The 26253-nt window shown below is 52.0% G+C and carries 27 protein-coding genes and 1 tRNA gene; 15 read left to right on the top strand and 13 right to left on the bottom strand.

The window, feature by feature from the left end; translation table 11 throughout:
- Positions 1 to 4 precede the first annotated feature (4 nt).
- Positions 5 to 1945, bottom strand: coding sequence for a dynamin family protein (locus BQ6873_RS14465; RefSeq protein ID WP_173830604.1), 1941 nt, complete (start codon positions 1943 to 1945; stop codon positions 5 to 7).
- Positions 1946 to 2003: 58 nt separating this feature from the next.
- Positions 2004 to 2825 (bottom strand): bifunctional DNA-formamidopyrimidine glycosylase/DNA-(apurinic or apyrimidinic site) lyase, encoded by an 822-nt coding sequence (gene mutM, locus BQ6873_RS14460; RefSeq protein WP_076593268.1) that lies wholly within the window; start codon positions 2823 to 2825, stop codon positions 2004 to 2006.
- A gap of 104 nt (positions 2826 to 2929) precedes the next feature.
- On the opposite strand from mutM, the gene BQ6873_RS14455 reads away from it, so the two are divergent.
- From BQ6873_RS14455 to BQ6873_RS14410, 10 genes are all read left to right on the top strand, one after another.
- Complete coding sequence (locus BQ6873_RS14455) at positions 2930 to 4729, top strand: tetratricopeptide repeat protein (protein ID WP_076594154.1); 1800 nt, start codon at positions 2930 to 2932, stop codon at positions 4727 to 4729.
- Positions 4730 to 4869: 140 nt separating this feature from the next.
- Positions 4870 to 5550: a lipoprotein insertase outer membrane protein LolB gene (gene lolB / locus BQ6873_RS14450; protein ID WP_231949355.1), complete on the top strand. Its 681-nt coding sequence runs from the start codon at positions 4870 to 4872 to the stop codon at positions 5548 to 5550.
- A 19-nt stretch (positions 5551 to 5569) separates the two neighbouring features.
- Positions 5570 to 6439 carry a 4-(cytidine 5'-diphospho)-2-C-methyl-D-erythritol kinase gene (gene ispE / locus BQ6873_RS14445; protein ID WP_076593267.1) on the top strand — a complete coding sequence of 290 codons (870 nt, stop codon included), beginning with the start codon at positions 5570 to 5572 and terminating at the stop codon, positions 6437 to 6439.
- Positions 6440 to 6509: 70 nt separating this feature from the next.
- Positions 6510 to 6586: transfer RNA gene (locus BQ6873_RS14440), tRNA-Gln, on the top strand.
- 104 nt (positions 6587 to 6690) lie between these two features.
- Complete coding sequence (locus BQ6873_RS14435; protein WP_076593266.1) at positions 6691 to 7641, top strand: ribose-phosphate pyrophosphokinase; 951 nt, start codon at positions 6691 to 6693, stop codon at positions 7639 to 7641.
- Positions 7642 to 7808: 167 nt separating this feature from the next.
- Positions 7809 to 8453, top strand: coding sequence for a 50S ribosomal protein L25/general stress protein Ctc (locus BQ6873_RS14430; protein WP_076593265.1), 645 nt, complete (start codon positions 7809 to 7811; stop codon positions 8451 to 8453).
- Positions 8454 to 8581: 128 nt separating this feature from the next.
- Complete coding sequence (gene pth / locus BQ6873_RS14425) at positions 8582 to 9169, top strand: aminoacyl-tRNA hydrolase (protein ID WP_076593264.1); 588 nt, start codon at positions 8582 to 8584, stop codon at positions 9167 to 9169.
- Positions 9170 to 9259: 90 nt separating this feature from the next.
- Positions 9260 to 10351, top strand: coding sequence for a redox-regulated ATPase YchF (gene ychF / locus BQ6873_RS14420; protein WP_076593263.1), 1092 nt, complete (start codon positions 9260 to 9262; stop codon positions 10349 to 10351).
- 60 nt (positions 10352 to 10411) lie between these two features.
- A complete protein-coding gene (locus tag BQ6873_RS14415) occupies positions 10412 to 11263 on the top strand; it encodes an MOSC domain-containing protein (RefSeq protein ID WP_076593262.1) in 852 nt (283 codons plus the stop codon).
- Between the two features lie 96 nt (positions 11264 to 11359).
- Complete coding sequence (locus tag BQ6873_RS14410; protein ID WP_076593261.1) at positions 11360 to 12454, top strand: DUF484 family protein; 1095 nt, start codon at positions 11360 to 11362, stop codon at positions 12452 to 12454.
- A gap of 54 nt (positions 12455 to 12508) precedes the next feature.
- On the opposite strand, the gene BQ6873_RS14405 is transcribed toward BQ6873_RS14410, so the two are convergent.
- From BQ6873_RS14405 to BQ6873_RS14385, 5 genes are all read right to left on the bottom strand, one after another.
- Positions 12509 to 12778 (bottom strand): YfhL family 4Fe-4S dicluster ferredoxin, encoded by a 270-nt coding sequence (locus tag BQ6873_RS14405; protein ID WP_076593260.1) that lies wholly within the window; start codon positions 12776 to 12778, stop codon positions 12509 to 12511.
- An 18-nt stretch (positions 12779 to 12796) separates the two neighbouring features.
- A complete protein-coding gene (gene coaD, locus BQ6873_RS14400) occupies positions 12797 to 13282 on the bottom strand; it encodes a pantetheine-phosphate adenylyltransferase (RefSeq protein WP_076593259.1) in 486 nt (161 codons plus the stop codon).
- A 143-nt stretch (positions 13283 to 13425) separates the two neighbouring features.
- Positions 13426 to 14082 carry a 16S rRNA (guanine(966)-N(2))-methyltransferase RsmD gene (gene rsmD, locus BQ6873_RS14395; protein WP_076593258.1) on the bottom strand — a complete coding sequence of 219 codons (657 nt, stop codon included), beginning with the start codon at positions 14080 to 14082 and terminating at the stop codon, positions 13426 to 13428.
- Positions 14083 to 14171: 89 nt separating this feature from the next.
- A complete protein-coding gene (locus BQ6873_RS14390; protein ID WP_157889173.1) occupies positions 14172 to 15488 on the bottom strand; it encodes a M16 family metallopeptidase in 1317 nt (438 codons plus the stop codon).
- A gap of 57 nt (positions 15489 to 15545) precedes the next feature.
- Positions 15546 to 16916, bottom strand: coding sequence for a M16 family metallopeptidase (locus tag BQ6873_RS14385; protein WP_076594152.1), 1371 nt, complete (start codon positions 16914 to 16916; stop codon positions 15546 to 15548).
- A 91-nt stretch (positions 16917 to 17007) separates the two neighbouring features.
- On the opposite strand from BQ6873_RS14385, the gene ftsY reads away from it, so the two are divergent.
- From ftsY to rpoH, 4 genes are all read left to right on the top strand, one after another.
- Positions 17008 to 18078: a signal recognition particle-docking protein FtsY gene (gene ftsY, locus BQ6873_RS14380; protein ID WP_076593256.1), complete on the top strand. Its 1071-nt coding sequence runs from the start codon at positions 17008 to 17010 to the stop codon at positions 18076 to 18078.
- Between the two features lie 8 nt (positions 18079 to 18086).
- Positions 18087 to 18779: a cell division ATP-binding protein FtsE gene (locus BQ6873_RS14375; protein ID WP_076593255.1), complete on the top strand. Its 693-nt coding sequence runs from the start codon at positions 18087 to 18089 to the stop codon at positions 18777 to 18779.
- Entirely contained in the window at positions 18776 to 19702 is a 927-nt protein-coding gene (gene ftsX / locus BQ6873_RS14370) for a permease-like cell division protein FtsX (protein WP_076593254.1), read from the top strand. The genes BQ6873_RS14375 and ftsX overlap by 4 nt, the downstream gene beginning before the upstream one ends.
- 319 nt (positions 19703 to 20021) lie before the next feature.
- On the top strand, positions 20022 to 20918 hold the full coding sequence (rpoH, locus tag BQ6873_RS14365) for an RNA polymerase sigma factor RpoH (RefSeq protein ID WP_076593253.1): 897 nt from the start codon (positions 20022 to 20024) through the stop codon (positions 20916 to 20918).
- A 58-nt stretch (positions 20919 to 20976) separates the two neighbouring features.
- Here the strand turns inward: rpoH and BQ6873_RS14360 are convergent, their stop codons facing one another.
- From BQ6873_RS14360 to BQ6873_RS14340, 5 genes are read right to left on the bottom strand one after another with little or no spacing between them, the layout of a single operon-like run.
- A complete protein-coding gene (locus BQ6873_RS14360; protein WP_076593252.1) occupies positions 20977 to 21573 on the bottom strand; it encodes an SCO family protein in 597 nt (198 codons plus the stop codon).
- A 3-nt stretch (positions 21574 to 21576) separates the two neighbouring features.
- Complete coding sequence (gene cyoE, locus BQ6873_RS14355) at positions 21577 to 22461, bottom strand: heme o synthase (protein WP_076593251.1); 885 nt, start codon at positions 22459 to 22461, stop codon at positions 21577 to 21579.
- Positions 22458 to 23597, bottom strand: a complete 1140-nt coding sequence (locus tag BQ6873_RS14350; protein ID WP_076594151.1) for a COX15/CtaA family protein — start codon at positions 23595 to 23597, stop codon at positions 22458 to 22460. Before BQ6873_RS14350 ends, cyoE begins: the two co-directional genes overlap by 4 nt.
- 7 nt (positions 23598 to 23604) lie before the next feature.
- Positions 23605 to 24189: an SCO family protein gene (locus BQ6873_RS14345; protein WP_076593250.1), complete on the bottom strand. Its 585-nt coding sequence runs from the start codon at positions 24187 to 24189 to the stop codon at positions 23605 to 23607.
- On the bottom strand, positions 24176 to 24889 hold the full coding sequence (locus BQ6873_RS14340) for an SURF1 family protein (protein WP_076593249.1): 714 nt from the start codon (positions 24887 to 24889) through the stop codon (positions 24176 to 24178). The genes BQ6873_RS14345 and BQ6873_RS14340 overlap by 14 nt, the downstream gene beginning before the upstream one ends.
- Positions 24890 to 24966: 77 nt before the next feature.
- Here BQ6873_RS14340 and BQ6873_RS14335 point away from each other — a divergent pair, with 77 nt between their 5' ends.
- Complete coding sequence (locus tag BQ6873_RS14335; protein WP_076593248.1) at positions 24967 to 25167, top strand: twin transmembrane helix small protein; 201 nt, start codon at positions 24967 to 24969, stop codon at positions 25165 to 25167.
- 112 nt (positions 25168 to 25279) lie between these two features.
- Here BQ6873_RS14335 and BQ6873_RS14330 read toward each other — a convergent pair whose 3' ends face one another.
- Positions 25280 to 26140, bottom strand: coding sequence for a cytochrome c oxidase subunit 3 (locus BQ6873_RS14330; RefSeq protein ID WP_076593247.1), 861 nt, complete (start codon positions 26138 to 26140; stop codon positions 25280 to 25282).
- Positions 26141 to 26253 lie beyond the last annotated feature (113 nt).

Here is a 26253-nt window from a genome sequence, read left to right as displayed (position 1 = left end):
AGATCTAGGCCGCCGCTTTGTAAGAATCCAACTGCGCCATGATCGCCGTCTTCAATTCATTTTCCAAACGCGTCAATGCTGCGCGTTGCGTATCCAACTCAAATTGCATTTGCTCAAATGCCAGCACTTTTTCTTCCAGACTATCAGTGGCTACGTGGATTTTCTCTATCGATTTCTTGCGACGCTTCAATTGCACTTTGTGCTCACCGATTTGAGCCTCCAGCGGTGCCATTACTACTTTCAACCAGGCTTCCACATCACGATTGGCTTGCAAGAAGCTTTGTTTGACACGCGATGCGATGGAGTCGAAAAACTTCTGCATCAACACCACTTGTGGCGTAGTCAGGATGGTCGCTGCACCGAACTGCTTGTGATACAGCTGTTCGATCATCAAGATTTCCTTGCTGTATTTTTCCAGCGAAAACGGCATCGGTGTCGACAAGGCCAGACCATGCTCGGTCGAAAACTTGCGGTACATGACCGCCATCATTTCGCCGATTTCATCCGTTTTTTGCGAAGACAAATCCAGGTTGTGCAAAGCCTGCTGGAAGAATTCCCTGACCGCCTGACGCAAGCCTGAAGAGAATTTACTTTTCTCCATCGCATCGCGCGTCTTGTTGATATTGTCTTTCAACACACCCATACCGAGATGCGTAAACACTTCCGTCGACAAGCGTGCGAATACGGAACGCGTCGCCTGTAATTTAAACAAGCTGCCATCGAATTCCGTTTTCTCCATATCGATGCGCTTCATCATATGTTGCAAGATATTCTGGTTCTTGCCACGCAAGCTTTTCAGCTCGATCAATTGCTCCACCACATTGCGCACACGCGACGACAGCAAGGCTTGCTTGGACGAAGTGAGTTCATTGACCTCTGCCATCAATTGCGTACGGATGATGTCTTGCTTGGCCGGTAGCAGCTCGTTGGACAATGCGTTTTCCAGCGTAGGCAAACGACTCTTGGCCAGCAACGGTGCATCAAGGTTGATTTTGCCAACCAGGCCTTTTTGCGCAGAGACCGGGAATATCTGGCGCTCGGACAGATCCAGCGTTTGCGCCACGCTGGTAACTTGCATGCGTATCTGTTGCTCGACTTCAGCAGGTGTACGCAGCTCATCCCACATGCTGTCGATCTTGTTCAAGACCACCATGCGACCGGCACCCGTACCGCCAATGTGATTGCGCCAGATATCGATATCGCTTTTGGTCACGCCGGTATCTGCAGCCAGAATAAATAGCACTGCATGTGCATTCGGGATCAAGTTCAACGTCAGCTCAGGTTCAGTACCGATCGCATTCAAACCCGGCGTATCGACGATGACCAAACCTTGTTGCAACAAAGGATGCGGGAAGTTCACGATCGCATGACGCCATTGCGAAATCTCCACCATGCCTTCGTCATCCACTGCCATCACCATGTCGAGATCGGTTTCATCGTACAAGCCGTAACGCGCCGCTTCTTCTATCGGTACGCGCTTGGTCAAACTGACTTGCTTGAAGGCTTCCAACATGCCGTCCGCAGACGAAGTATCGAGCGGCAATACAGTCCACACTTGATTCTGTGTCTTGAAATCGCTGGTCGATTGCGCTTCGGCACGCGTTTCTATCGGCAGCAAACGTATCGAAGGCGGGAAAGTTTCGTCATACAGCAATTCGGTCGGACACATCGTGGTGCGACCGGCAGAGGTCGGCAAAATGCGCTGACCGTAATCAGCAAAGAAAATCGCGTTGATCAACTCCGATTTACCGCGCGAAAATTCAGCGACGAAGGCAATCGATAATTTATCTTCATTCAGGCGAGAAAGCGTTTGCAGAAAACGCTGATCGCTGGCGCTATCAGACAGGTCGCCAACATCCACGCAATCGCGATAGCGTTCCAGTGCGCTTTTGACGCCATTGCGCCAGTCACTGTATTCCTGAAACTTTTGCACCAGATTACTCACGTGAACCTCTTTTATCTTGTTTTATGACGTGCGCCCAGAGCGACACTAGCACTGCTACCTACTTTTGACAATTTGGACAGTAAAAGGTCGAGCGCTGGCCCTGCACGATTTGCTTGATCGGTGTATTGCAAATACGGCAAGGCTCCCCTGCACGTGCATAGGCAAAATAGTTTTGCTGAAAGTAACCGGACTGCCCGTTTACCCCGATGAAATCTTTCAAAGTACTGCCACCCTGCTCTATAGCAGCAGCCAAGATCTGGCGTATCGCCTCAGCCAAACGCTCATAACGCACCAGGCCGATACGGTGCGCCGGCGTCTTGGGATTGATACGCGCCTGGAACAAACTCTCTGATGCATAGATGTTTCCGACACCGACAACGATGTCGCCGGCCAGCAACACCTGCTTGATTGCAGAAGTGCGGCTACGCGTTTGACGATACAGCCATTGCGCAGTAAACAATTCTTCCAGCGGTTCGACGCCCAACGTCCGCAGCAGCAAATGATTTTCCACCGCACCATCTGCGGCGGGATGCCACAACACCGCACCGAATCGACGGGGATCGCTCAAGCGCAAAACCTGACTCCCGACTTGCAAATCGAAATGATCATGCTTCTTGGGCGGTACATCCGACGGCAAGATACGCAGATGACCAGACATACCCAAATGAATAATCAGCGTGCCATGATCAAAATGAACCAATAGATATTTTCCGCGTCTACCCGTACTACGCACCGTATGTCCGGCTAAGGTCTGCGATAAGGCAGTGGGGAATGGCCAGCGCAAACCGGTATGGCGCAACTCCACACCGGTAACGATTTGTCCTTCCAGATGCGGGGCAACGCCGCGACGCGTTACTTCAACTTCAGGTAATTCAGGCATGGCGACTGCGGTTTCCTTGATGATTTAAACAATGCTACCGAGGTAGCGCATTGCACGACGGTTGAGCGTAGAATAAAAGCTTGCTCTATTTGCATGGACTTCAATTGAAAAATGCCCTTGTCATTGTAACGCTGTCAGTCCTGTTCTCGGCTGGTGCCGATCTGCAGGCTCAACCCTTGGCGCAAGTACAAGCGCGAGACAAACCTATTGCTCAAGACGAGCAGACGCCGATCGTCGCCAAACCTTCTGCCGAAAAAAAAGCCGCCAGCAACAAGGCTGATGACCCGCTACCATCCGTTCCGCTGACTAGCGAACTGATGTACAAATTGTTACGTGCCGAGCTGACTTATCAGCGTGGTGATTGGCAGTTGCCCTATGTAACGATGCTCTCCACCGCACAAGAAACACGCGATCCACGCTTGGCACGACGCGCAGCAGAAATTGCACTGAACGCCAAGCAAGTCGGCGAAGCACTGTCAGCCGTTCGCTTGTGGCACGAACTGGCACCCAACTCGGATGAAGCCAACCAGTTCTATCTCGGTCTGGTCGTCCTTGGCGACAATCTGAAGGAAGCCAAACCGATCTTTGTCGAGCGCCTGCGCGAAGCCAGTCCGCAAGCACGCGGCTTGCTCATCCTGCAAATCCAGCGTCTGCTAGGTAGCACCAAAGATAAAAACGCTGCTTTCGCCGTATTGGAAGAAATCACAACGCCTTATCAAGATTTGGTCGAAACTCACATTGCATTGGCACAAAGCGCCTTTGCCAAAAATGACATCGTACGTGCACGCACTGAAGCTCAAACAGCACTCAAGATGAAGCCGGATCTGGAAATTGCCGTCCTGATGGTCGCGCAATCGATGCCGGATCGCGCGCAAGCATTGCAAATCCTGTCCAATTTCCTGAAAGACAATCCGAAATCGCGTGATGTACGTATCGCTTACGCAAAAATCCTGATCGACGACAAGCAATACGATCAGGCACGCGCGCAATTCGACATCCTGTTGCAAGCCAATCCCAACGATTTGACGATACTGTATGCGATGGGCATCCTCGGCGCACAGACCAATGACATCCCTGCCGCAGAAAAATACCTGACCGCATACCTGAAAGCATTGGAAGACAGCCCAGACGATGATCGCGATCCGGTGCAAGCCTTGCTGATCCTCTCGCAAATTGCAGAAGATCGTAAGGACTACCCGGCAGCGCTCAAATGGCTAGCGCAGGTCGAGCCTGGCCCTGCTTATCTCGCTGCGCAAATCAGAAGCGCACAAATCATGGCCGGTACTGGCGATATCAATGGCGCTCGCAATCTGCTCAGCCATTTGAAACCGGAAGGCCAGCGCGAACAAATCCAAATCATCGTTGCCGACGCACAGTTGCTGCGTGATGCCAACCGCATCCCGGAAGCAATGACCGTTCTGAACAATGGTTTAAAGCGTTTCCCTGACGATACCGGCTTGCTGTACGACCACGCCATGCTGGCGGAAAAAGCAAATCGCTACGACCTGATGGAAACCTCGCTGCGCAAGATCATCCGCCTCGCGCCGGATAATCAACACGCCTATAACGCGCTCGGCTACTCGTTTGCCGATCGCAATATCCATTTGCAGGAAGCGCGTACGCTCATCGAAAAAGCGCTGAAGATCGCGCCGGAAGACCCATTCATCATGGATAGCATGGGCTGGGTATTATTCCGCCAGGGCCATCTGCCAGAAGCAGAAAGCTATCTGCGCCGCGCCTACGCGATACGACCTGACGTCGAAATCGGCGTACATCTGGGCGAAGTCTTGTGGGTAAAAGGCGAAAAAGCAGATGCGCAAAAATTATGGCGTGATGCGAATCAAAAAGATCCTAAGAGCGATCTGTTAAAAAGCACATTGACGCGCCTGCGTGCCCAATTGTGAGCAATGTGATTTGACGGCCTAGGCCGTCAAATCATTTTTACAGACTCACTACCTGCATTCCGAACGGCAGCAAGCCCACCTACAATTCCGTGAGCCACAAGGCAATTAATCAGCACTAGCCTGGATCACCCTCGCATCCCATGATGATTATCCACACATTCCCATCCATGCATGCACACACAAACGCACACACCGTCACGCGCAAGCTGAGCATCGCCATTGCGCTGTCTGCTTTATTAATGACTGGTTGCGCCAACCTTACCCCGCAGGCCGACAGCAGCAATCTTGCAGGACAGACTTCTGTGCAACGCACATACAAGGATGCACTGGCGCTCGATGGCCGCCTGTCTGTGCAATATCAAAAAAATGATCAGGATGAAGCCCTGCATGGCAACTTCACCTGGAATCAAAGCAAGGATCGCAGCGACATTGCCATCTTGTCGCCATTGGGACAAGTATTGGCAACGATAGCTGTCACACCGGATAGCGCAACCTTGACGCAAGCTGGTAAAACACCGATTACGGCAAACGATGTGGATCTACTGATTACCCAAACACTGGGTTGGCCGCTGCCTATCTCCGGCTTGCGCAATTGGCTGCAAGGCTTTGCCATTGATGCAAACAATGCGCCATTTGTCGCTACGCCTGGCAATACCAACGTGACCACACGCGATGGCTGGCGCATTCAATACCTGAGCTGGCAAGATGATAATCAGACTCCAGCGCAAAGTCGGCCGAAACGCATAGACCTCGAGCGTCAGACCGAACAAGCCGGTAAAGTCGCCATCCGCATCGTGATCGACAATTGGCAAACACAATAAATACCCGCTAGCTAAAGAAATGATGCAAACACTCAATCACTGCCCCGCTCCGGCAAAACTGAATTTATTCCTGCACGTCACCGGACGGCGCGCCGATGGCTATCACCTGCTGCAAAGCGTATTTCAATTGATCGATCGCGGCGATGTGCTGCATTTCTCTACGCGCGAAGATAATGTTATTCGTCGCACCACAGAATTGGCCGGCGTACCCGCCGAGAGTGATCTGATCGTACGTGCCGCAAAATTATTGCAAGCAGCAACAGCGGACAAAATGCAGGGCAAAGTTTTGGGTGCTGATATCGCCATCGAGAAAAATCTTCCTATGGGTGGTGGTCTGGGCGGCGGCTCCTCAGATGCGGCAACTACCCTACTGGTACTCAATCATTTATGGCAAACCGGATTAACACGTGCAGAATTAATGGCGCTCGGCCTGCAATTAGGCGCGGATGTCCCCTTCTTTTTATTCGGCCGCAATGCATTTGCCGAGGGTATAGGCGAGGCTTTATTACCGGTAGAAACGCCGGATTCCTGGTTTGTCGTCATCGAACCTGGGGTATCCGTACCAACTCAGCAGATATTTTCATCAAGTGAATTGACACGGGATACAAAACCCGTCAAAATATCGGACTTTTCCGGAGCTCAAGAAAGCTTCGGTAAAAACGACCTGCAAGTCGTGGCTGCAACATTGTTTCCACCGATTGCTGAAGCCATAAAATGGCTGCAACAATACGGAGATGCGAGAATGACAGGTTCCGGCGCTTGCGTGTTTTGCCCATTTGAGCAAGAGCACCAAGCTGATGCAGTACTGGCAACAGTACCGGCAAAATGGAAATCCTGGAAAGCCAAAGCGATCACGCATCATCCGCTTGCTTATTTGCAGCAGTCGTAACACCAGATTAGTTAGTCGCTGCATCCGCCGCTTTGATAGCGAAGATGCAACGGCAAACACAAGGTTGCGTAGGGGAATCGCCAAGTTGGTTAAGGCACTGGATTTTGATTCCAGCATTCGAAGGTTCGAATCCTTCTTCCCCTGCCATTACATCAAGAGTAAGAAGCACACAAGCAAGCCGCCAACACAAGACGTCATCGTCGAGTTTTGGCGGCTTTCCACCTTTCTAACGACTGCAAGCAGGGATTTCCATGGCACTCGAAAACCTGATGGTTTTTACCGGTAACGCAAACCCGGATCTGGCTTTGGGCGTTGTCAAGCATCTCGGTCTCCCGCTCGGCAAAGCTGTTGTATCCAAATTCTCCGATGGCGAAATCGTTGTTGAAATCAACGAAAACGTCCGCGGTAAAGATGTCTTCGTTCTGCAATCAACTTGCGCACCGACCAATGACAACTTGATGGAAATCATGTTGATGGTTGATGCACTGAAACGCGCATCGGCTGGCCGTATCACCGCCGCCATCCCGTACTACGGTTATGCGCGTCAAGATCGCCGCCCACGCTCAGCACGCGTTGCGATTTCGGCAAAAGTTGTCGCCAACATGCTGCAAGAAGCAGGCGTTGAACGTGTTCTGATCATGGATCTGCATGCAGATCAAATCCAGGGCTTCTTCGATATTCCTGTTGATAACATTTATGCATCGCCGATTTTGTTGAGCGATCTGGTTACCAAGAATCACGATGACTTGCTGGTTGTTTCCCCAGACGTCGGCGGCGTAGTTCGCGCCCGCGCTTTGGCAAAACGCTTGAATTGCGATCTGGCCATCATCGACAAACGCCGCCCTAAAGCGAACGTTTCCGAAGTGATGAACATCATCGGTGAAGTCGAAGGCCGCAACTGCGTGATCATGGATGACATGGTCGATACCGCAGGCACTTTGACCAAGGCAGCAGAAGTATTGAAGGAACGCGGCGCGAAGAAAGTTATCGCTTACTGCACACATCCAGTTTTGTCCGGCCCTGCGATCGATCGCATCACGAACTCACCGCTGGATGAATTGGTTGTCACCGACACCATCCCATTGTCTGAAGCTGCCAAGGCTTGCCCTAAGATCCGCGTGTTATCCTGCGCATCCTTGTTGGCAGAAACCTTCAAGCGCATCAGCACTGGCGATTCCGTCATGTCGATGTTTGCCGACTAAGAACGTTTAAAACCTGTGCCTCCGGGCGCAGGCAAGAATATCAGTACAAGTTTCAAGCTGATGTTCGAAACCGGATGCAGTTTTGCTGCATCCACTTTAAAAATTCCCTGGTCGCGGGGGATTTAACCGCAAGATGATTTTTCATCCTGCATATTTGGAGTTTCATCATGAAAGTAATCGCATTTGCACGTAATGACCTGGGGACCGGAGCGAGCCGCCGCCAGCGCATTGCAGGCCTCACACCTGGTATCGTTTATGGCGGTACAGCAGCACCAGTGAATATCTCGCTCGACCACAATGCTCTGTACCACGCATTGAAAAAAGAAGCTTTCCACTCGTCGATCCTCGACCTGGAAGTTGATGGCAAAGTAGAACAAGTTTTGTTGCGCGACTTCCAAGTCCACGCGTACAAACAACTCGTTTTGCACGCTGATTTCCAACGCGTTGATGCTAAACAAAAAATTCACGTTAAAGTGCCTCTGCACTTCGTGAACGCTGAGATCTCCCCCGCAGTTAAACTGCACGGCGGCATCATCAGCCACGTAGCATCCGAATTGGACATCTCTTGCTTGCCAAGCAACCTGCCAGAATTCGTTGAAGTTGATCTGGCTGCTCTGGAAGTTGGTCACTCGATCCACTTAGCTGACATCAAATTGCCAAAAGGCGTTTCTGCTGTTATCCACGGTGGTGAAGACAACCCAACGATCGCTACCGCTTCGGTTCCTGCCGGCAAAGTGGAAGCAGAAGCTGACGCTGCTGCAGCCGCTGCTGCTTCGGCCGCTGCTGCTCCTGCACCAGCTGACAAGAAGTAATAGCAAATATTGCCGGGCTTACGCCGGGCAATTGAAAAACCCGTCCTTGTGGCGGGTTTTTTTATGCTGCAATCGAACACAATCGCGTTTCATCCACGATAATCAGGTTTTCCAATTTTCACGACGCCATGCCTATACGCCTCATCGTCGGTCTCGGCAATCCCGGCCAGGAATACGAACAAACCCGCCATAACGCCGGCTTCTGGCTGGTCGATCAATTGGCGCGCAATACGCCGCGCTGTAATCTGTCGCGCGAGTCCAAATACAATGCCTTCGTCGCCAAAACAATCATCGCCGGGCAAGAAGTCTGGCTACTGGAACCACAAACCTTCATGAACCGCTCAGGTCAATCGGTAGGTGCGCTCGCACGATTTTATAAAATCATGCCGGATGAAATTCTGGTCGCACACGATGAACTCGATATTCCGCCCGGCGTCGCCAAACTAAAAAAAGGCGGCTCCTCCGGTGGTCACAATGGACTAAAAGACATCACTGCTGCGCTCGGCACGCAGGATTACTGGCGTTTGCGCATAGGGATCGGCCATCCGCGCACGCTGAATCTGCAACAAGCCGTCGTCGATTTCGTTCTGCACAGACCACGCAAGGAAGAACAACCCTTGATCGATGAAGCCATCGCCAAAAGTCTGGATATCATCCCGCTGTTGTGCGAAGGAAAATTCGAAGCAGCCACCATGCAATTGCACACCAACAAATAACATCTATTCGCTATCAGACCTTAAATCCCGGCAAGCGATGCCGGTACGGTAAAATAGCGGGTTAATTCATCTCTCAGCAAAGCACATATCATGAGTCTCAAATGCGGCATCGTCGGCCTGCCTAACGTCGGCAAATCTACCCTATTCAATGCACTCACGAAGGCCGGCATCCCTGCTGAGAACTATCCGTTTTGCACAATTGAACCTAACGTCGGCATGGTGGAAGTCCCTGACCCACGTTTGCAGGCATTGGCAGAAATCGTCAAACCTGAGCGCATCCTGCCGGCTACAGTTGAATTCGTCGATATCGCCGGCTTGGTAGCTGGCGCATCCAAAGGCGAAGGCCTGGGCAATCAATTCCTCGCGCACATTCGCGAAACCGATGCCATCGTCAACGTCGTACGCTGCTTTGAAGACGACAACGTGATCCACGTTGCCGGCAAGATCAATCCGCTGGACGACATCGAAGTTATTCAAACCGAACTCGCACTGGCCGATATGGGCACAGTCGAAAAAGCGATACACCGCGAAAATAAAAAAGCACGCTCTGGTGACAAGGACGCGAGCAAACTGGTCGCGATTCTGGAACGCATCATGCCGCATCTGAACGAAGCCAAGCCAGTACGCGCGATGGGTCTCGACAGTGAAGAAATGGAATTGATCAAGCCGCTGTGCCTGATTACGGCCAAGCCAGCGATGTACGTCGGCAATGTGTCCGACACCGGCTTCACCAACAATCCTCTGCTCGACGCATTGACGACTTACGCCAAATCGCAGAACGCACCAGTCGTCGCGATCTGCGCCGCGATCGAATCAGAAATCGCCGAACTGGAAGATGCCGACAAAAAAGAATTCCTGAACGACATGGGCATGGAAGAACCAGGCTTGGATCGCTTGATCCGCGCCGGTTTCTCACTGCTGGGCTTGCAAAGCTACTTCACTGCCGGCGTAAAAGAAGTTCGTGCCTGGACCATCCCGGTTGGTGCCACAGCACCACAAGCAGCGGGCGTGATCCATACCGATTTCGAACGCGGCTTCATCCGTGCGCAAACCATTTCCTACGAAGACTACATCACCTATAAGGGTGAAAACGGTGCGAAGGAAGCCGGCAAGATGCGTGCTGAAGGCAAGGAATACATCGTCAAGGATGGCGACGTTTTGAACTTCCTGTTCAACGTCTAATCCGGCCTGGCTGCATCGAGCCCGATGCAGCCTCACCTCACTACGTATCAACTCTCATCCATGCCCATCCTGACAGAACTGAATCTTTACCCGATCAAATCCTGCGCTGGCATCTCGCTGCGCGAGGCAACGCTGACGCCTGCCGGTTTGATGAGCGAGCAGATTTATGACCGCGAATGGATGATCGTCGATGAGAACGGCGATGCCTTGACGCAGCGCGAATATCCGAAAATGGCCTTGATCGCACCGCGTATCAAGGCCGACACTTTGGAACTGCGCTCGCCCGGCATGTTGCGTCTGGAAGTACCGCTAGGCCTGCCTGCCCCGGAAGATGAAAAACTCATACGCGTACAAGTATGGGATGACCAAGTCGATGCCTACGATTGCGACGACACCACAGCACTCTGGTTTTCCAATGCACTGGGCGTGAAATGCCGCTTGGTTCGCTTTCACCCTGACGCAAAACGCTATTCGAACAAGGAATGGACCGAAGGTGCAGATGTACCTACGCTCTTCTCGGACGGCTTTCCTATGCTGGTCATCGGCTCAGGCTCACTAGAAGATTTGAACGAAAAGCTGGTTGCACAAGGACGCAGCGCTATACCTATGAATCGCTTCCGCCCTAATCTGGTGTTCAGCGATATCGCACCATTTGAAGAAGATTTTGCTGCCTCTTACCAGCTTGGCGCAGCAGCATTGAAGCCGGTCAAACCCTGCCCGCGCTGCCCTATGCCTTCGGTAGATCAGGCGACTGGCGAATTCAGCGCCGATCCGTTGGACATACTCGGCACTTATCGCGCCAATCCTAAAGTCGATGGCAGCATCACCTTCGGCATGAACGCTGTTTTGCTCAACGGCGAAGGTACTGTTATACGTGTCGGACAAAATGTGGATGTCGAATTAGCGTTCTGAGTGCGTACAAAAATTGCTATGGAGTAAGCATCAAGGTAGTATGCTCCACGTATTCTTTACGGCACTCACATCCATCGCAGTTCTGACCTGACGTCCATGCCGAACAAGCTGGTTACCGAAAATTCGCAGTTACGCACCCAGCTAAAACTACTGCTGGAGCAAGCGCATCGCAATCAGCAGATCATGCAGCGCTATCAGGAATTCGACCTGAAGTTCATCGGCGCCAACACTTTCCAGGAATTGATAGACAGCGTATTCGATACGCTGACTGAGGCATCTGAGCTGGATGTCATCACGCTCTCGCTCATCGATCCCGATTCAGAAATCCGTCGCATCCTGACCGATCTGCGCATAGACGTCAGCAACTATCCAAATCTGCTGTTTGTCGACCAAAAAGACGGCATCGATGAAATAACGCATCCAGCCCGCAAGCCATCGCTAGGTCCGTACAACACGATGCATCATCGCCGCCTGTTTCCAGATGTGGTCTTGAAGCCGTCCAGCGTTGCGATACTGCCGCTGATACGGCGCAATCAATTGATAGGCTGGCTAAGTCTCGGCAGCCTCGATCCGCTGCGCTTTACGTCCAATATGGCGAGCGACTTTCTGCAACATCGCGCCTCCATCGTCGCGATCTGCGTCGAAAACGTCATCAACAATGAACGCTTGCAACATATCGGCCTGACCGACCCGCTGACTGGCGTGAACAATCGCCGCTATGTTGAGCGTCGCCTGCTGGAAGAAGCTGGCCGTACGCGTCGCCATGGCTACGCGCTATCAGCCATGTATATCGATCTGGATCACTTCAAAAGGGTGAATGATAATTTCGGCCATCAGGGTGGCGATGAAGTGCTGTGTGAAATCGCCGCACGCATCAAGGCAGAACTGCGCTTGAGCGATGCGCTCGGTCGATTCGGCGGAGAGGAATTTGTGGTCTTGTTAATCGATGCCTCACTCGATGCCGCCATTGCCGTGGCAGAGCGGATACGTGCCAGCGTCAGCAACCAGCCTATCGCATTGACGACCGGTGAAAAGATAAACTCTACCGTGTCTATCGGTGTCGCCAGTGTAGATGCGACAGCTCGCCAAAGTGAAGTTGCGGCAATCGCACAGCAATTATTGGCCAAGGCAGATCAAGCCTTGTATCAAGCCAAAGAAAGCGGCCGCAACAAAGTCATGCATACCAACTAACGGTATCTCACCGAGATCGCTAATAGATAAACAAAAGGGACCCACGGTCCCTTTTTATATTGATGAAGTTGTTTTGAGTTCCGCCTGCAAACGCTCGTATTTGGCTTGCAGCTCTTCCTTGCTTTCGCGCCATGCCGGATTGAAGGGTATGCATTCAACCGGACAAACTTCCTGGCACTGCGGCTGGCTGAAGTGGCCGACGCATTCGGTACATTTGGTCGGATCTATCTCGTAGATTTCCTGGCCCATGTAAATTGCGTCGTTCGGGCACTCAGGCTCGCATACATCGCAATTAATACATTCATCAGTGATCAGCAAAGCCATAACAACCTCAGTTCCAACTTACTTCTGTGCCGCGATTTTCTCTTTCAGCCATTTATCGACCGATGGGAAAACAAACTTCGACACATCGCCACCAAGTGCGGCAATCTCACGAACTATCGTACCAGAGATGAATTGATACTGATCAGACGGGGTCAAAAACAGCGTTTCGACGTCCGGCAACAAATAGCGATTCATGCCTGCCATCTGGAATTCATATTCAAAATCGGATACCGCGCGCAAGCCGCGCACAATCACGCGTGCATCATGACGACGCACGAAATCTTTCAGCAAACCGGAAAAACTCTCGACATGCACGTTCGGATAGTGACCCAAGACCTCATTGGAAATGGTCAGGCGCTCTTCCAGCGAAAAGAATGGTTTTTTATTCTTGCTGTCAGCAACACCGACGATCAACTTGTCGAACAAACCCGATGCGCGACGCACCAGATCTTCATGACCGCGCGTAAGTGGATCGAATGTTCCTGGATAGATGGCTGTAACCAATTGTGGCTCCGTAGGGTGGCTGTGGTTGTCAGCTCGCGGAAAGCACGGCGCATGCGCCGGATGAGTAGCAAAGATATGTTTTGCTGCTAGTTCCTATATAGCGCAACAAGGCGCTAGGGACACCGCAAATAACTGAAAGCGCATTATGCCTGAACTTCCGGCAATTTTTTTGCTTGCAAAAGATGATAAAAAACCATGCCGGCATTATCTGCACGCACGACATCCCAATCTGCCAGCCAGTCTGGTGGCGTATCCGTCACCAATGACTCTTCTGCTTCGACATAAATCAGGCCGTCTTTCGCCAGCAATTGCGCACATGAGGGCAACATTTTGGCGAGCCAGTTCTGGTTATACGGCGGATCCAGAAAAATCAGATTGAACTGCCCTGCCGCACCACGCCCTTGCATGCCTTGCATAACTGACAAGGCATCGCCGCGCACGATGCTGACTTGGTCAGCATGCAATTTTTCCTTGGTCGCTTCTAGCTGTCTGACGGCTGGCGTATGCACTTCTACCATCACAACCTGCTCTGCACCACGACTCGCCGCCTCAAAACCCAGCACACCGGTACCGGCAAACAAATCCAGACATTTGGTCCGGCTCCAGCTACCGTCGATCAAATGATTGATCCAGTTAAAGACTGTTTCACGTACGCGATCAGGCGTAGGACGCAAACCTTCAACATCGAGCACAGGCAAAGGCGTGCGCTTCCACTGCCCGCCTATGATGCGCACCTGATGCGTCATCGCCGGACGTGGCTTGTGTTTAGGGGCAGGTTTGGTATTCGGCTTCTTGGGCATGAGGAGCAATGGCGAACTGAATCGACCATGGGAAAGTGTGTGCAGCGTGGATTGTAATGAGTCCCACCCACGCACGCCAGCAAGAACGCTTATTTATCAGCGCCGACAACGACAGTTGATAAATTATCCAGTTGAATTTTGCGATTAAACGCAGCCTTGATCTGATCTGTCGATACTGCCGCGACCTTCGCGGTCCAGGTATCCAGATAATCCAGCGGCAAATCGTAAAAACCTATCGCCGCAATATTTTCCAAAATCTTCTTGTTGCTATCGATACGCAGAGAAAAACCACCGATCAAATTATCCTTCGCCGCTTTCAATTCAGATTCCGTCGGGCCGTCACGCAAAAATCCTGCGACTGTATCTCGTACGACTTGCAAGGCTTGATCGGCTTGTTCTTTTTTCGTCTGCAAGCCTATCTGGAACGGCCCAAGTTGAGCCATTGGATTGAAATAGCTACTGACGCCGTAAGTCAAACCACGCTGCTCACGCACTTGCTGCATCAGCCGTGAGACAAAGCCACCACCGCCCAACACATAGTTACCAACCGTCAATGGAAAATGATCTGGATCATGACGCGCCAAGGCTGGCATGCCGATCAGAATATGCGCTTGCGATGCTTGATGCGGAATCCGTTCTTCCGTCCCTTTCGCAATCACTACCGCAGGCAACTTAGGCAAAGGCTCGCCTTGCGGCAAACGCATCGTCAATTCCTGTGCAATCTTGTCAGCTTCGGCGCGCGTTACATCGCCTATCAGCGCGACCACTGCGCGATTAGCAACATAATGCTGGGCATGGAATGCCAGGATATCGTCACGTGTAATTGCTGTGATCGACGCCACGTCCGGCTCTTGTCCATACGGATGCGTGCCGTATAACAAATGTGAGAATGCCTTATCCGCAATCGCTTCCGGCTTGGTCATACTCTCCTTGATGGAGGAAATGATGCGTGCTTTGTCGCGTGCCAGAAACTCTTCCGGAAAGCTCGGATAAGCCAGCAAGCGTGCCAGCAATGGCACCGACGTCTCGCGCTCGCTCACCAAAGTACGCAGACTCACGCCGGAGCGATCATCATCCAGGCGCGCGCCACGCTGCGCAGCCGTATCGGCAAACGCATCAGAAATTTGCGCCTCGCTCAATGCTGGCTCATTACCGTTCTGCGTCTTTACTTCTCGCACACCGCGCGCCAACATCGCGTTCGTCAATGAAGCCGTACCGGATTTACCGACAGGATCGCGACGCGAACCAGCATCAAAATCGACACTCACATCCAGCATCGGTATCGTATGGTTTTCAACAAACAGCACGCGTGCGCCATTACTCAAAGTCCAGGATTGAATCTGCAACGCAGCGTAAGACACGTTACAGGCAGCACACAACATAAGGCTGGCAATTAATTTAAACATCGAGACTCCGGATACGTTTTTGTTCTTGGCAAACAATGTGGGATGAAGCATGCGCGATCAATGACGCAAACCGCTAGGTGCAGGCGCAGCTTTTTTCTCGGTGAGCGGCAACGGCACCAAGGTACCTACCGTCAAGGCATCGTCACCAAAATATTTCTGCGCAACTGTCTGCACTTGCTGCGGTGTAACGGCGCGCAGTTTTTCGATCATGCGGTCAGTGTCCTGATAGGAAAAACCCGACATTTCCATCCGGCCTATTTCCATTGCCTGCCCAAACACGGAATCACGCTTGTAAATCTGAGCAGCGATCAATTGCGTTTTGACGCGTTTCAACTCAGCTTCAGATACGCCTTCTTTGGCAATCCGATCGATTTCTGCACGCAATTGTTTTTCCAACTGTTCTGTCGTTGTACCTTGCGCTGGCGTGCCGTCGAGCATAAACAACACAGGCCCGCGTGCAATGCCGGAATACGAAGCGCCAACATCGTTGGCCACTCTGTCAGTACGTACCAGCTTGGCCGTCAAACGGGCATTGTCGTAACCATCCAGCACTGCCGCCAATACGCTTAATGCGTAAGGATCTTCATCCTTCTCGATATCGCGCAAGGCCGGTACTTTGAATGCCAGCACGATATATGGATTCTCTGCAGGAGCTTTGACGGTGACACGCTTGATGCCATTTTGCGGTGGCTCATTTTGCGGTCTGGTACGCGTCAGTGTTTTGCCTGGATAACGGCCGAAATATTTTTCTGCCAAGGCATAAACCTGTTTCGCATCGACATCGCCGGACACCACCATCGTTGCATTGTTCGGTGCATACCATGCGTCATGCCAAGCCTTCACATCATTGACCGTCATGTGCTGCAAATCGTCCATCCAACCTATGATGGGATTGCGATATGGATGTGCCGCGTACGTGGTCGCCACCAGCGCTTCGTACAACTGCGCGGTCGGTTGATCGTCAGTACGCAGGCGGCGCTCTTCCATCACGACGCGGATTTCTTTCGCAAACTCATCCTTGTCGAATACCAGATTGGCCATGCGATCGGCTTCCAGCGCCATTACGGCTTCCAGCTTGGATTTTTCGATTTGCTGGAAGTAAGCGGTGTAATCCTTGCTGGTGAAAGCATTTTCACGACCGCCGAGTTGCGCCACGCGCTTGCTGAATTCGCCCGGTTTCAATTTCTTGGTGCCCTTGAACATCATGTGTTCCAGCGCATGCGCAACGCCGGTGACACCATTGCGCTCATCTACAGAACCGACCCGGTACCAAATCATGTGCGCTACCGTAGGTGCACGGTGATCTTCGTTGACGATGATCTTCATACCGTTCTTCAGCGTGAACTCTTCAGTTTGTGCGGCATTTGCCCATACCGGCGCTAAAACGATGGTTACCGCCAACAGCATTGCTCTGATACTCAATTTGATGACCTTCGCTCTGATAGAATACGTCGATTGTATCCGCTTGCCTGCAATACACCGGCAAGCGCCTCTGACCGCTGTTCTGACCCCATTCCCGATGTTTAGTTTCTTCAAGAAAAAACCGCAAGAACCCGCGCCGGTACCGCAAGTACCGCCAGCGCCTGCGAACGAACACCAGACACCTCCAGCTTCCGAGCCGCTGATTGCACCTGCACCGCTGGAAATCGAGCCACCGGCAGAAATCGTCGCCGCCGTTACGCCGGTAGAGCAAAAGCAATCATGGATGGCCAGACTGAAGGTCGGCCTTTCCAAAACGTCATCCAATCTGACGACTTTATTCGTCGGCGCCAAGATCGACGACGATTTGTACGAGGAACTGGAATCGGCGCTGCTAATGTCCGATGCTGGTGTCGACGCCACGCAATTCCTGCTGGATGCGCTCAAACGCAAGGTCAAGAATGAAAAACTGACCGAAGCCTCGCAGGTGAAAACCGCCTTGCGCATCCTGCTGCTGGAAATGCTGACGCCTTTGCAAAAACCGCTAGTCCTGGGCCAACACCAACCGCTGGTCATGATGATCACCGGCGTCAATGGTGCGGGCAAGACCACCACCATAGGCAAACTGGCCAAACATCTGCAGGCGCACAACCAATCGGTATTGCTGGCCGCCGGCGACACCTTCCGCGCCGCAGCACGTGAACAATTGACGGTTTGGGGCCAGCGCAACAATGTGACCGTGATCGCGCAGGAATCAGGTGATCCGGCCGCCGTCGCCTTCGATGCCGTGCATTCGGCACAGGCACGCGGTACCAATGTCGTGATGGTTGATACGGCAGGACGCCTGCCGACACAACTCCATCTGATGGAAGAGTTGAAAAAGATTAAACGCGTGATGGCCAAAGGCATGTCGTCCGCACCGCATGAAATCCTGTTGATCATAGATGGCAACACAGGACAAAATGCGCTGACACAAGTCAAAGCCTTCGACGATGCTTTGGGGCTGACAGGTTTGGTCGTCACCAAACTCGACGGCACCGCGAAAGGCGGCGTACTGGCTGCCATCGCACGCGCACGACCGATCCCGGTTTACTTCATCGGCGTCGGTGAGCAGATCGAAGATTTACAGCCTTTCAATGCACAGGAATTTGTAGAAGCTCTATTGGGCTAACGATATCGATGATTGAATTCCACCAAGTCTCGAAAAAATATACACAGAATGTGACCGCGCTGTCCGACATCACACTGTCGGTCGGCAAAGGTGAACTGGTCTTTCTGGCCGGCCCATCCGGTGCCGGCAAATCCACGCTACTGAAATTGATTGCGGCGATGGAAAGACCGAGCGAAGGTTCGATCATCGTCAGCGGCCACGACATCAGTCGCATCAAATCATCCGGCATGCCGTATCTGCGCCGCAATCTCGGTTTGATTTTCCAGCAGCAACGCTTGCTGTCGGATCGCAATGTATTGGCTAACGTCATGCTGCCGCTGATCGTCTGTGGCGCATCACGTGCCGATGCCGAGCGTCGCGCCCGTGCAGCGCTGGATAAAGTCGGCCTGCTCGACAAGGCATCTTCTGCACCACTGACCTTGTCCGGCGGTGAACAACAACGCGTCGCCATCGCCCGCGCCATCGTTAATCGCCCGCAAATCATACTGGCTGACGAACCGACCGCCAATCTGGATCGCGAAAGCGCCAACAAGGTCTTGGATGCGCTCAAGGCCTTTCATGCAGTCGGCGTGACCTGCCTGATCTCTACCCACGACGAACAATTTCTCGATACCGCGACTCGCGTGATTTATCTCGATCATGGAAAAATTATCGAAAGCTGGCGCAGAACAGCACCGACAGCTCCGCAGGTGTCCGCATGAATAGCTGGCTCAGACAACATGGCTTTGCGCTAGGCGATGCTTTCCGTCACCTGTTCAAAACGCCGGGCAACTTCCTGCTGAACGTATTGGTGGTTTCAATTGCGCTGGCGCTGCCCTTTGCCGGATTAACTTTGCTGGAAAACGTGCGTCCCGTCTCCGAACAATTGGCTGTGCAACCGGAAATCAGCATTTTCATGGCGATGGATGCCTCGCGCGAACGTGCGACTGCCGTCGGCCCTGAAATCAAACGCATTGCGCAAGAAGCCAAGCATCCAGTCAAACTGGAATTCATCCCGCGCGAAAAAGCGCTCAGCACGCTCAAAGACAAAACTGGCCTGGACGATGCCATCACCACGCTGGGTGCGAATCCTTTGCCTGATGCTTACGTCGTCAAAATGACCGGCTTTCAAAATGACGGCGACGCCAAGAAAATCACTGCTATCGTTGAAAAACTGAAAGCGCTGAGCGGCGTCGAATATGTACAAATCGATTCCGCCTGGGTAGAACGTCTGGCGGCCTTGCTGCAAGTCATGCGCCTGATCCTGATCTTCCTCGCTACCACGCTGGCCGTCGTCGTCGTCGCAGTGGTCTTCAACACCATCCGCTTGCAAGTCATGACGCAGCGCGAAGAAATCGAAGTCTCACGTCTGGTCGGCGCGACCGATTCTTTCATTTGTCGGCCGTTTTATTACACCGGCGCCTTGCTAGGCCTGATCGCCGGGGCAGTTGCGCTGATCGCGGTTGCCGTGGCCCTGAATCCCTTGAACGCGGCTATCGCCGACTTCGCCCGTTTATACGCATCCGAGTTCCGCTTGGCGCCACTGGATCTCATCGCCACGCTGATCCTGCTTGCCGCCAGTGCCTTCCTTGGCTTGATCGGTGCGTTATTGTCGGTGCAGCGCCATTTAGCGCGTCTGGCGTAATACGCGCATGTGAGCGCCCACTGACGCCAACATTCAGCACATACAAAAAAGGGCCTTTTCAGGCCCTTTTTCTTTCTGTAAAGAAATGTAAATCTTCATCAGAAATCGTATTCCTCGCGCAACTTCCGCCCATAATCAGGCTCTAATTCCCACAAGAAAAGTGCAATTGTGATCAGACATGCAATAGCATTTAAGCTATGAGAGCAGTATAAAACCCTCATTAGCACTCATTTAAAGAGAGTGCTAATATAGCTCCTGTAAATGATTTTGCTCTATGACAGCAAATCAGCTTCTGAATGAAATTTAGCAAGGAGAACGCATGAAAGCAGCATCTGCATCGACCGCATTGATCCCAAACAGCAATATGCTGGCTTTGGGCTTTTCTGGCGCGCTGGGCAATATTGACGCTTACATCTCGGCGGTCAATCGCCTGCCTATGCTGACGCACGAAGAGGAAATGTCTTTGGCACGCCGCCTGCGCGACGAGAACGATCTCGGCGCTGCGCAAAAACTCGTGCTGTCGCATTTGCGCTTGGTCGTATCGATCGCTCGTGGCTATCTGGGTTACGGCTTGCCGCACGCTGATCTGATTCAGGAAGGCAATATCGGCTTGATGAAAGCCGTGAAACGCTTCGATCCGGATCAAGGCGTACGTCTGGTTTCGTACTCCATGCACTGGATCAAGGCTGAAATGCATGAGTACATCCTGAAAAACTGGCGCTTGGTGAAAGTGGCAACGACAAAGGCACAACGCAAGTTGTTCTTCAATCTGCGCAGCCACAAAACCGGCCTGGATTCCATGACTCCGGATCAAGTAGACGCATTGGCGAAAACCTTGAACGTCAAACGTGAAGAAGTCATCGAAATGGAAACACGTCTGTCCGGTCGCGATATTGCACTGGAAGCGCCTACCGACGATGAAGACGACAAGTTTGCACCTATCGCCTATCTGTCTTCGGACATGCAGGAACCGACCAAGGTATTGGAGTCGCAACAATTCGATCGCCTGCAAACCGAAGGTCTGTCTAGCGCATTAGGCAAACTGGACCCACGCTCACGTCGTATTGTCGAAGCACGTTGGTTGGCAAACGATGATGGTTCGGGCGCAACGCTGCACGAGTTGGCAGATGAGTTCGGCGTATCGGCTGAACGCATACGCCAGATCGAGGCAGTCGCTCTGAAAAAAATGAAAGGCTCGCTGGCCGCCTACTCCTAAGTAGACAACAGCGAACAAAAAAGGCGCTCTTACGAGCGCCTTTTTTTATGTCTGTCTTTTAGGTTTTCTCTGCCAGCAAAGTCTTCAGATCCTGCACGATAGGTTCTATGCCCTGCCCGTGCCGTATGAACAAACGGATTCGTCCTTCTGGATCAAATACATAGCTGCCCGCAGTGTGATCGACGGTGTAACTACCCGGTGTTTTGCCTGGTACTTTTTGATAAAACACTTTGAATTCTTTAGCAGTTTTTTCAGTCTCTGCCAGATCGCCGCGCAAACCGAGGAAGCGTGGATCAAATGCCGGTACATACTGCGCCAGCAAAGCTGCGGTATCACGCTCAGGATCGACGGTTACGAACAGAACCTGCACGCGATCAGCATCCGGTCCCAGCTCTTTCATCACATTCGACATTTCCATCATGGTCGTCGGACAAACGTCAGGACATTGCGTAAAGCCGAAAAACACGACGACTGCTTTACCTTTGAAATCTGCCAAAGTGCGCAGCTTGCCATTGTGATCGTGCAGCGAAAAATCTTTCGCGTAGCCCAAACCGGTGAGATCGGTGTTATTGAACACAACAGGTTTTGCTTTATCGCTGCAAGCACTCAAAGCAAATACAGCAGCACACATGATCAGTAGGGAACGAAAACGCATTTTTTAAAATCTCAAATAGTGATCGACCAGCAAGGCCGCAAACAATAGCGACAGATAGATGATCGAGTATGCAAACATCTTGCGCGCAATCATGTCGGTGTAATGGCGATACACCTGCCACGCGTACCAAACAAAAATCGCATCAAGAATCGCAACCGCAACCAGATAAATCAATCCACTCATGCCAACTGCAAATGGCAACATGGTCGTTGCCACCAAAGCAATCGTGTACAACCAGATATGAAACTGGGTGAAAGCCGTGCCATGCGTGATTGGCAACATAGGCAGCCCCGACTTCGCATATTCATCGCGACGGTACAAAGCCAGTGCCCAGAAATGCGGCGGCGTCCAGATGAAGATAATCAAGACCAGTATCCACGCCTGCATAGGCAGATCGTTGGCAACCGCAGCCCAGCCGAGCGCTGGCGGCATCGCGCCAGACAAGCCACCGATCACGATATTCTGCGGCGTCGCTGGTTTGAGGATGATCGTATAAATCACTGCGTAACCGACAAAAGTGGCAAAGGTCAGCCACATCGTCAGCGGATTGACGAAGTTGTACAGCACCCACATGCCGGCACCACCGATCACGCCGGAAAAAACCAGCGTTTGCAGCACGGTAATTTCGCCGCGCGCCATAGGACGACGTGCGGTACGCGCCATGCGCGAGTCGATTTCACGCTCCACCAGGCAATTGATGGCAAATGCAGCACCAGCCAACAACCAGATGCCTATCGTTGCAGCAACAACAATTTTCCAACTCGGCAACTCAGGCGTTGCCAAGAACATGCCGATGACGGCGCAAAAAACTGCAAGCTGCGTCACACGCGGCTTGGTCAAGGCCCAATATTGGGCAATACGATTTTGGGAAGCTGTCAGAGTAGTCATGCGTTGTTGTTCGATACTGCCGGCGGGCGTGAATCAATCTGATCCGACGCGTGATTGTGCCCGGCATTACCGGGAATTCTAGCCTTGTAGTTTAACATGACCAGCAATAGGACAAGCAGCGCTGCACAACCATTGTGCGCAACCGCCAATGCCAACGGCCATTTCAATGACACTGTTGCAATACCGATAGTGATCTGCAATGCCAACGCACCCAGAACAGCACGCGCGGTGACGCGCAAACCTTCTATCTTGTACGCCTTGTAGCAAACCCAGCCGATATAGCCGACCACAACGAAAGCAAACACTCTGTGCGTCCAGTGAATTGCCGTCAATGCAGGGAATGGCAAATATTCGCCATCAGCCGTCATACCCAAGCTGCGCCAGAGCGTAAAGCCGTTTTCAAAATCCATCTGCGGGATCACCGCACCATGACAAAGCGGAAAATCGCTGCAAGCCAAAGCTGCGTAATTGGTGCTGACCCAACCGCCCAAGGCAATCTGTACTGCCAGCAAAATCAAAGCGATCAACGCGGGGATCCGCAAGGCATACGCACTGCTATCAACCGGCGCATGCTCCTTTTGCCTTGCGCCTACCCAAGTCAACATCGCCAGCAAGGTCATGCCTAGCAATAAATGTATCGTGACGATGACTGGCTGCAGTTTCATCGTCACAGTCCACGCACCGAACGCACCTTGTATGCAGACGAACACTAATAATGCGACTGGGAAATGTGGCGAGAATTTTTGTATCGTGCGACCGCTCTGCAACCAGAAGCGCCACGAAATCACCACGATAGCGATGATCAACACGCCTATACCCATCGCCAGATAGCGATGGATCATTTCCACCCAGGCCTTCATGACTGTGACAGGGCCATCCGGCATCAATGCTTCTGCCGCACGAATGTGCTCCATCGCTTGCAGAGGATTGGCATGACCGTAGCAACCTGGCCAGTCAGGACAACCGAGACCAGAATCCGTCAGTCGCGTAAAAGCACCGAACATGATCACGTCAAATGTGAGAAACAAAGTCACCCATACCAGCTTGCGGTATTTGTTTGGGTCCTTGGAAGACCACACGATGACGAACGCCAGCAAGGCAACCAGTATGCCTTTGCTTGCGAGTTGAAACAGCATGCCGGAATCAGCCAATTGCAGAAGCCTTTAAGAGTTTGTACAAATCTTTCTTGATCTTGTTTGGATCAGCATCTTTAGGGAAACGCATCATCAAATGTCCAAGTGGATCGATCATATAGATATGATCAGTCACTTTAGTTCCCTCTTCCACTGGCAACCATGCACGCACGACATCTGCTTTGACGCGCAACATCTCGGTGCCATCGAATTCACGAATCAAGATGGTATCCAGTGGCTTGTCATCTGTAATGAGCCAGACACGTTCGATACGCTCCATCTCTTTGCCTTGCGCCAGACGCAACTGCCGCATATCGTGCAATTTCTTTTCGCACGAAGCTTCGCAATCAGCATCGCTCACCTGCAACATGACCCATTTCCCTTGGTAGGCATCAAGCGTAGTCGGCTTCTTGTCCAAGGTCATCGCACCAAGCTCTGGTATTGGATGTTCACGCGGGTCTATAAGTGCACCGTAATTGGTACGACTCTGCGGCTTGATCACGTAATACGTAAAGTACGACAGAATAATCGGTGCCGCACAGACCAAAACCACGGCGAATAACTTCCAGCGTCCCTTGTTTTTATTTGGTTCCACGTCGAATTCCTGTCACAACAAAAAAAATGAAGGCCATTGCAGCCAATCCGTACCACTGAAATGCATAACCACGATGTTTCTCCACACCGCTAGATGGCACAGGCCAATCACGCACCAAACCATCCTTCGTATCACTCAACTGCTCAAGAAGTATCGGCGCCATTTTTAATTGGCTGGCCTCCGCAAAACTGGCGATATCGAGATTTTGCACAATCGCATGTGGGCGTGGCGCATCCACTGCGCCAAGCTGCATGACATGCCCGATATCGTGCCGTGCCGTGCCCTCGATCTCTATCATTCCTTCTGGCGTAACCAGCGGCGGCATTTTGGTTCGGTCTGCAGCATTGCGCGGAACCCAGCCACGCGCAACCAATACGTACAGATTGCTAGTCGCAATTTTAAACGGCATCAGCAAATAAAATCCGGCCACACCGTTATGCGGGCGGTTATCCAGATAGATAGGCCAATCGCGTAGAAACTCACCTTTAACGAGGACTCGGCGATATTCAATTTCATCGGAATGTGGCGTGATGTCGCCTAACTGAAGTGCTGGCGCAGCTTGGCGTATCTGGAGTTTTTGTTCAATGGCAATTTTTTCAGCCGCACGCCGCGTTTGCCATTGCCCCAAGGACAAACCGATGGCCACCGCAATGGCTGCAGCAACAAATGGAATGAGTCTAAATCGGAAGGTGAATCGCATTACAATGTCACTTTACTCAACACATCCTGCATCGGGTGGCAGCGTTCTGTCAGACAGCGAACACATCCATCATTGCCATGAAAATCATAGTCGCCATTGCTTTTATTTTGATCCTCGGCAGCCTGGGATCAGCCTTGTTCTTCTTGATGAAGGACAAAGGCAAAAGTAACCGCACCGTCAAGGCGCTGACTATGCGCGTCGGATTTTCTATCGCGCTCTTTATTCTGGTACTAGTTGCCTATCGATTCGGCTTGATACAACCGACCGGCATACGCTAATTTCTCGCTCTATTTAATTCTGATTGCACGACACGCAACATCTCGTTTCAATCGTAAAAAAGCCGCACCGAGGTGCGGCTTTTTTATATCTCGCTAATACTGCCAGCGTGACTTACAGCCAGTAGACCACGACGTACAAACCGAGCCAGACCACGTCGACAAAGTGCCAATACCAAGCGGCACCTTCAAAAGCAAAGTGATTGTCTGCAGTGAAGTGTCCCTTCAGTACGCGGTACAACACGACGCTCAGCATGATTGCACCCAAGGTCACGTGGAAGCCGTGGAAGCCTGTCAGCAGGAAGAAGGTCGAACCATAGACACCTGAAGTCAATTTCAGGTTCAGTTCGCTGTAAGCGTGCATATATTCATAGACTTGGAAGCCCATGAAGATCGCGCCCAACAAAATGGTTGCTGCCAGCCAGAAAGCTGTCTTGCCACGATGATTCTCACGAATCGCGTGATGAGAAATAGTCAGCGTCACGCCCGACAACAACAACAGAGCTGTATTGATTGTTGGAATCCAGAATGGCCCCATCGTCGTGAACGGCTCAACTGTGCCGGCTGGACCAACGTTACCCCAATGTGCCGCAAAATCAGGCCACAGGATTTTGTTATCCAGATCGCCGAGCCAAGGCATCGCGATGCTGCGTGCGTAGAACAAGGCGCCGAAGAATGCTGCAAAGAACATGACTTCGGAGAAGATGAACCAGCTCATGCTCCAGCGATAGGATGCATCGATGCGCTTGTTGTACATGCCGCCTTCGGATTCCGAGATCGCATCGCCGAACCAGAAGTACAGCACAACGAGGAAGCCGAGCAAACCAGCAGCCGTTGCATAAGGTCCCCAGGCAGCGTCATTCACCCAGCCTGATGCACCTAGCATCATGACGAGTAAAGAAACCCCGGCACTCACTGGCCATCTGGAAGGACCAGGCACGAAATAGTAAGGCGCATTCGCGTGTTGAGCACTCATCTCCATCTCCCAAAATTCAAATAGTGACGCTGCAAGGACAAATCAAACTATGTCACAGGCAACGCGATAAATTTCATTTCGACTATCGGCTTGGATTGCTCGGCCGACTTCTT

The sequence above is a fragment of the Herminiimonas arsenitoxidans genome, from assembly GCF_900130075.1.
In the GTDB taxonomy this organism is placed as follows: Bacteria; Pseudomonadota; Gammaproteobacteria; order Burkholderiales; family Burkholderiaceae_D; genus Oxalicibacterium; species Oxalicibacterium arsenitoxidans.
Note: the sequence above shows the minus strand (reverse complement) of the source record. Positions and strands in the feature narration are given on the sequence as shown.